This is a genomic window from Tepidiforma sp. (assembly GCF_034433535.1).
GTDB lineage: Bacteria > Chloroflexota > Dehalococcoidia > Tepidiformales > Tepidiformaceae > Tepidiforma.
Genome location: NZ_DAOUAO010000153.1, coordinates 20,662 through 27,252, shown reverse-complemented (window position 1 = coordinate 27,252; position 6,591 = coordinate 20,662). Strand labels below are relative to the sequence as shown.

Below are 6,591 nucleotides of genomic sequence, written 5' to 3'. Positions count from 1 at the left end.
GCGCCTTCGGCGGTCTGGATCATGGAGATGCCGTCCTTGGCGTTGCGGATGGCCTGGGAGTTGCCGCGGATCTGCGCGCGCATTTTTTCGGAGATGCCGAGGCCGGCGGCATCATCGGCGGCGCGGTTGATGCGGTAGCCGCTGGAGAGCTTCTCCAGCACCTTCCCCATCTTCACCGCCGTGATGTTGAGGTTGCGCTGTCCGTTCAGGGCAGCAACGTTGGTAACGATCGAGGACATCTGCGTCTCCCCTTCTCGTCCTCCCCGGGATGTCCGGGGCCCCGCCAGGATGTGGATTTGGCAGGGTTGACGCCGTGGTTATCGCCCCGTTCACACACGATTAGGGGTGCAGCTCGGGGTACGCCGGGGAAACGCCGGTGGAGATTCAGCGAACTCCAGTGACGAACCGGTGAACAGCAGCCGTTTCCGCACATGCGAAAGCGGGGAAGCCGCCATTCGGCGACCTCCCCGCTTCCCCGGGAGTGCGGCCTCGATCAGTCCGCGGATTATCGCTGGAGGAGCTGCAGCACCGCCTGCGGCGTCTGGTTCGCCTGCGCCAGCACCGCCACCCCGGCCGACTGCAGGATGTTCTGCGCAACCAGGTCGCTCGAGAGCTCGGCGATGTCCGCGTCGCGGATGCGGCTCTCGCTCGCGGTGAGGTTCTCGACCGCCACGCCGAGGCTGTTGATCGTGTGCTCCAGCCGGTTCTGCGCCGCGCCGAGCGTGCCGCGCCGGCTGTTCAGCGTCTGGATAGCCCCGTCCAGCGCGCTCATCAGGTTGTGCGCGTCCTGGATCGTCTTCACCACCTGGTCGCCGAGTGTCGTAATCAGCCCCGAGGAACCGCCCAGCTTGTAGGCCGGCGACCCCAGGTTCTCGCTCAGCATGCTCACGAACTCGAGCTGAAGCGTGTCGGGCACGTTTGCGCCTACCTGCAGGGTCGAGGTGTTGCCGGTGCCTTCGATGATGATGGTGTTGTCCGTCGCCCCTGTCAGGTCGCTAATCACCTGCGCCGCGGTTCGACCGGCTGGTCCGGTCTGCAGGGTTACGCTCACCCCGAGCTGGTTGAAGTCCAGCGTCCGCGTCTCGTTCGGCGCCATGTTCGTAATCGTCAGCGTCTGGGAGGTGCCATCGGCGCCCGTCAGCGTCAGCTGGCCGGCCCCGGGCGAGGTGAACGTGTAGGTTTGCGGCCGGGCCGTGGTCGCCGTGATGGTGGTCGCGGTCAGCCCGTTGATCGAGAGGTTCTGGTTCCCGCCCACCGCCATGTCGGCAAGGAAGCTCGTCCAGTTGTACGGGTTTGCGTCGGCGGTAATCGTCAGCGTGAACCCGTTGGAGAAGACCACCGAGCCCGCCGAGCCGCCGGCAATCGTCGAGCCCGAGGCGAACCCGGCAGCCGTCGCCACCAGCGTCCCCGACGCGCTTCCCAGCCGCATTTCGAGGACGCCGCCGTTGTTCACGAAGACGTAGTCGCCGGCGGGGGCCGTGGTGAACGTTACGGTGCGGGTGCCGCCCGACGGCAGGGGGTCGCCGCTCACGAGGTGCGTGCCGCTTGCGCCGGCGTTGGTGTAGCCAATGGTTTCGCCCTGCACCAGGTTCGTCGCCGCAACGCCGGCAGACACGCTGGAGAGCGCCCCCGTCAGCACCTTCTGCCCGTTGAACTCCGTGCTGTACGCAATCCGGTCGATCTCCTTGCGCAGCTGCACGATCTCCTCGCCGATGCTGGTCCGCTCCGGCCCGTTATCCGCGTAGGTGCCGTTTGCCGCCTGCACCGCCAGCTCCCGCATGCGCTGCAGGATGGCATGTACCTCATCCATCGCGCCTTCCGCCGTTTGCAGCATCGAAATGCCGTCCTGCGCGTTGCGCAGCGCCTGCTTGTTGCCGCGAATCTGCGCCCGCATCTTCTCACTGATCGCGAGCCCGGCGGCGTCATCGGCCGCCCGGTTAATGCGGTAGCCGCTGGCCAGCTTCTCCAGCGTCTTCCCCATGCGCAGGCCGGTCTTCGCCAGGTTGCGCTGGCCGTTGATCGCGCTCACGTTCGTCATGATCCGGGTCATTGGGGTCCTCCTCTGCCGGTTGACCGGCTTGTGCTTGGTGCCCGGCGAGAGTTGCCGCACTCCCGGGCTGCTTCTACGGTGACAATCGGGTGACAACGGTGGACATTGAGTGACAGGGGCCCGGTTCGCCCCAAAAATCAGGGTTCCCACCGATCGGCCGCGAATTCAGGGCCGCCCGCCCGCTCAACGCCCGCTCTCGTCTGTCATCATCAGAACATCCCGTTCGAACTACCCCTGGAGGACCCCATGCGCACGACCGACGACTGGGTTGCACGCCACGTCCCCGATACGCAGGAAGCCCTCCGACAGGCCGCCGACATCCTCGACCGCTTCGGCTACACCCTCGCCGACCTCGACTACCTGCTCTACGAAGGCCAGCACGTCGACCCCGACAGCATCGACCCGGAGCTTGAAGAGGCCATCAGCCTCCTCGCCCGCCTCCGCGAGGCCGGCATCAAGCTCGCCTGAGCACCGGCTTCAGGCTTCGCCCACGGCCCGCCGCAGCGCCGCCAGGTTCTCTGCGACGCTCCGCTCGGCGTTGAACACCGACGACCCGCACACCAGCACCGAGGCCCCGGCCCGCACGCATTCGGCCGCGTTGTGCTCCTTCACGCCGCCGTCGATTTCGATGTCCGCCCCGAAGCCGCCCGCATCCAGTAGCCGCCGCACCTGCGCCACCTTCTCCAGCTGGCGGCGGATCATCTGCTGGCCGCCCCACCCGGGGTTGATGGTCATCACCATCACCTGGTCCACGTCCGGCAACGACTCCTCGATCGCCGCGATCGGCGTCCCCGGATTGATGCACACGCCCGCCCGCTTGCCCAGCCGGTGAATCGCGTCGATCGTCCGGTTGATGTGCGGCGATACCTCGATGTGCACGTTGATGATGTCCGCGGTATCCGCGAACTGGTCGATCAGCCGCTCCGGCTCGACCGTCATCAGGTGCACATCGAATGGGAGGCGCGTCACCTTCCGCAGTGCCTCGACGATCAGCGCACCAAAGGTGATGTTCGGCACGAACCGCCCGTCCATCACGTCGAGGTGCAGCATGTCGGCCCCCGCCGCTTCCGCAGCGCGGACCTCTTCGGCCAGCCGCCCAAAATCAGCCGTCAGAATCGAAGGTGCCAGCTTTACCCGCGCCATGCCCCGCTATTCTACCCCGCGATCTGCAGGCCTTATACTCTCCGGCATAGGCGCCTGAACAATTATGACCGTTCGCATCGTCACCGATTCCACCTGCGACCTCCCCCGCGAGCTCGTCGAAGAGTTCGGCATCACTGTCGTGCCGCTGACCGTCATCGTCGGCGAGACCTCGTTCCAGGATGGCGTCACTATCACCGCGCCGGAGTTCTACGCCCGCCTTCGCGGCTCCTCTGTCCTCCCGCGCACCAGCCAGCCCAGCGTGGAGGCCTTCCAGTCCGCCTACCGCAGCGCCGCCGCCGAAGGCGCCGAGATCGTCTCCATCCACATCTCCTCCCGCCTCTCCGGCACCCTCAACTCCGCCTCGGTCGCCCGCGAGACCCTCAAGCACGATCTCCACGTCGACCTCATCGACTCCTACAACGTCAGCGTGGGCCTCGGCCTCATCGTCCTCGAAGCCGCCCGGGCCGCTGCCCGCGGCGCCGCCCTCCCCGAGGTCGTCGCCACCGCGCGCCGCGCCATGGACCGCGTGTCCGTCTACGTCGCCGTCGATACCCTCGAATACCTCCAGCGCGGCGGCCGCATCGGCCGGGCCCGCTCCCTCCTTGGCTCGCTCCTCAGCATCAAGCCGATCCTGACCGTCCAGGACGGCGAGGTCGCTCCCTTCGAACGCGTCCGCACCCGCGCCCGCGCCCACGAGCGCATCCTCGAAATCGCGTCCGGGATGCCCCGGGCAAAGGACCTCTTCATCGCCCACAGCGACCTCCCCGACCTCGCCGAATCCGCCGCCGCCCGGCTCGCCCCGTCGCTCCCCCACACCGCCATCCGAACGGCATGGCTCGGGCCGGTGGTCGGCACGTACACCGGCCCCGGCTGCCTCGGTTTCGCGACGCTCGAACGCGAATGACTGCCGCCCCCGCCCTCGACCTCCCCCGCCTGCGGCGCATCCTCCAGCTCGAACTCGATGGCGGCTGCCGCAACACCGCAGTCATCGGTGGCCTCGACCCCATGCTCACCCGCATGGTCGAAGCCGGCCTCTTCCGCGAGAGCCCGCTCCTCCGCCATCTCCGGGCGCTCCCCCCCGGCGGCTACCGCTCGCTCGAACCCGCGCGCCGTGCCTCGTGGCTCACCGAACTCCTCGCCGACATTCCGCCGGCAGGCTCACCCGGCGCGCCGCCCCCGGCCCCGGCCCGCCGAACCCCCGCCCGGGGCACCCGCGGCGCCCGGACGACCGTCACCCGACACCCCGCAGAGCCAGCGCCCCCCGCGCGCGGGCCCTCGCCCGACGACCCCCTGACCTCCCTGCCCGGGGTCGGGGCATCCGTCGCTGCCCGCTTCGAAAAACTGGGCGTCCGAACCCTGGGCGATGCCGTCTTCCTCTTTCCGCGGCGCTTCAACGACTACACCAGCCTGCGCCCTATCGCCCAGCTTGAACCATCTTCCGCCATCCAGACGGTCGTCGGCGAAATCGCCGATATCGCAGAGCTCCGCGTCCGCGGCCGCGCCCGCGGCACGCGCGCCCTCGTAACCGACGCCTCGGGCGCCATCACGGTTATCTGGTGGAACATGCCCTGGCTCGCCCGCACGCTCCGCCAGGGCACCCGGCTCGTCCTCTCCGGCCGTGTCCGCACATTCAACCGCCGCCTCCAGCTTGAGAACCCTGAGTTCGAACCGCTGGAGCCGGACCGCGCCCCCGAATCGCTTGCCCGCCTCGAGCCCGTTTACCCCGCCACCGCCGGCCTCGGCCAGCGCACCATCCGCGCCGTCGTCTCCCGCGCCGTGGCCGCCCTCGCCGACACCGTCGACGACCCCATCCCCGCCTGGGTCCGCGCCGAGGAGGGCATCCCGGCCATCGCTGAAGCCATTCGCACCTACCATAACCCCGGGCGCCCGGAAGACGCTGAACGAGCCCGCCAGCGCCTCGCCCTCGGCGAGTTCCTCGCCGTCCAGTGCGCCGTCCTCCAGCGCCGCGCCGAATGGCAGACCGGCAACGACGCTCCTTCCCTCGAACTCGGACCCGTGCGCGGCCCCCTGCTCGAAGCCCTCCCCTTCCCGCTCACGCGCGCGCAGCAGCGCGCCCTCGCCGAGATCGAACGCGACCTGAAGGGTCCCCACCCGATGCTCCGCCTCCTCCAGGGAGATGTCGGCTCCGGCAAGACGGTGGTGGCCTTCGCCGCCATCCTCGCCGCCGTTGTCTCCGGCTACCAGGCCGCGCTCATGGCCCCCACCGAAATCCTCGCCGAGCAGCACTACCGCTCCTTCGCCCGCCTGCTCGGCGGCGGCGACCTCACCCCCCTCGAGGGCATGTTCAGCCCACCCTGGTTCCCCCGCCCGGTCCGCATCCTCCTCGTCACCGGGTCGCTTACCCCTGCCCAGAAGGCACAGGTCCGCGGCGATACGGCCCACGGCGGCGCCGACATCGTCATCGGGACGCATGCCCTCCTCGAAGACGACCTCGCCATCCCCCGCCTCGGCCTCGCCGTCGTCGATGAGCAGCACCGCTTCGGCGTGATGCAGCGCGCCCGCCTCCGCCAGAAAGGCGCCAACCCCCACCTCCTCGTCATGACCGCCACCCCCATCCCACGCACGCTCGCGCTCACCGTCTACGGCGATCTCGAGGTCTCCACCCTCGACGAGCTGCCTCCCGGCCGCCAGCCGATCCGCACCCGCTGGTACCGCCCCGATGAACGCGACGACGCCTACCGCTTCCTCCGCAAGCACCTCGATGCCGGCGAGCAGGCCTACATCATCTGTCCCCTCGTCGAGGAATCCGAAACCCTCGATGTCCGTTCCGCCGAAGAGGAGTACGAGTTCCTGCGCACCGGGCCGCTCCGCGGCTACGCCGTCGAGCTCCTCCACGGCCGCATGACCGCCCGCCAGAAAGACGAGGTGATGGCCCGCTTCGCTGCTGGCGAAGCCGCGGTCCTCGTCTCTACCTCGGTCATCGAGGTCGGCATCGATGTCCCCAACGCCACCATCATCATCATCGAGGGCGCCGAGCGCTTCGGTCTCAGCCAGCTCCACCAGTTCCGCGGGCGCGTCGGCCGCGGCCAAAAGCAGAGCTACTGCCTCCTCTTCAGCAGCGAAGAAGATCCCGGTCCCGATGCCCGCGAGCGCCTGCTCGCCATGTGCGAAACCACCGACGGCTTCGCCCTCGCCGAGGTCGACCTCCGCATGCGCGGCGAAGGCGAAACCTGGGGCCGACTCCAGAGCGGCACCAACACGATGCTGCGCGTGGCTCGCCTCACCGACCGCGACATCCTCCTCCGCGCCCGCGAGCTCGCTGCACGCGTGCTCGCCCGGGATCCGCGCCTCGAGCACCCGGAACACCGCGCCCTCGCAGCGGCCGTTCGCCCCTTCCTCGAGCGCGCCGCCGAGGCCAACTGAAACGCTCCCGTAGA

The 6,591-nt window shown here is 69.0% G+C and carries 5 protein-coding genes and 1 pseudogene; 3 read left to right on the top strand and 3 right to left on the bottom strand.

Annotated elements, in window-relative coordinates:
• Together VAE46_RS08410 and VAE46_RS08405 are read right to left on the bottom strand one after the other, a co-directional pair.
• Positions 1 to 239 (bottom strand): annotated as a pseudogene (locus tag VAE46_RS08410) (flagellin FliC); the annotation flags it as partial.
• A gap of 266 nt (positions 240 to 505) precedes the next feature.
• A complete protein-coding gene (locus VAE46_RS08405) occupies positions 506 to 2,050 on the bottom strand; it encodes a flagellin (RefSeq protein ID WP_322796482.1) in 1,545 nt (514 codons plus the stop codon).
• A 246-nt stretch (positions 2,051 to 2,296) separates the two neighbouring features.
• Here VAE46_RS08405 and VAE46_RS08400 point away from each other — a divergent pair, with 246 nt between their 5' ends.
• On the top strand, positions 2,297 to 2,518 hold the full coding sequence (locus VAE46_RS08400) for a hypothetical protein (RefSeq protein WP_322796481.1): 222 nt from the start codon (positions 2,297 to 2,299) through the stop codon (positions 2,516 to 2,518).
• Positions 2,519 to 2,527: 9 nt separating this feature from the next.
• Here VAE46_RS08400 and rpe read toward each other — a convergent pair whose 3' ends face one another.
• On the bottom strand, positions 2,528 to 3,193 hold the full coding sequence (gene rpe / locus VAE46_RS08395; RefSeq protein ID WP_322796480.1) for a ribulose-phosphate 3-epimerase: 666 nt from the start codon (positions 3,191 to 3,193) through the stop codon (positions 2,528 to 2,530).
• Between the two features lie 64 nt (positions 3,194 to 3,257).
• Between rpe and VAE46_RS08390 the strand changes: the two genes are divergently transcribed.
• Entirely contained in the window at positions 3,258 to 4,097 is an 840-nt protein-coding gene (locus VAE46_RS08390; protein ID WP_322796479.1) for a DegV family protein, read from the top strand.
• Positions 4,094 to 6,577, top strand: a complete 2,484-nt coding sequence (recG, locus tag VAE46_RS08385) for an ATP-dependent DNA helicase RecG (protein WP_322796478.1) — start codon at positions 4,094 to 4,096, stop codon at positions 6,575 to 6,577. The genes VAE46_RS08390 and recG overlap by 4 nt, the downstream gene beginning before the upstream one ends.
• Positions 6,578 to 6,591 lie beyond the last annotated feature (14 nt).

What these genes read in the sequence shown, in the direction of transcription:
- VAE46_RS08405 (WP_322796482.1), bottom strand. Translation starts at nt 2,050, where the DNA reads ATGACCCGGATCATGACGAACGTGAGCGCGATCAACGGCCAGCGCAAC.
- VAE46_RS08400 (WP_322796481.1), top strand. Translation starts at nt 2,297, where the DNA reads ATGCGCACGACCGACGACTGGGTTGCACGCCACGTCCCCGATACGCAG.
- rpe (WP_322796480.1), bottom strand. Translation starts at nt 3,193, where the DNA reads ATGGCGCGGGTAAAGCTGGCACCTTCGATTCTGACGGCTGATTTTGGG.
- VAE46_RS08390 (WP_322796479.1), top strand. Translation starts at nt 3,258, where the DNA reads ATGACCGTTCGCATCGTCACCGATTCCACCTGCGACCTCCCCCGCGAG.
- recG (WP_322796478.1), top strand. Translation starts at nt 4,094, where the DNA reads ATGACTGCCGCCCCCGCCCTCGACCTCCCCCGCCTGCGGCGCATCCTC.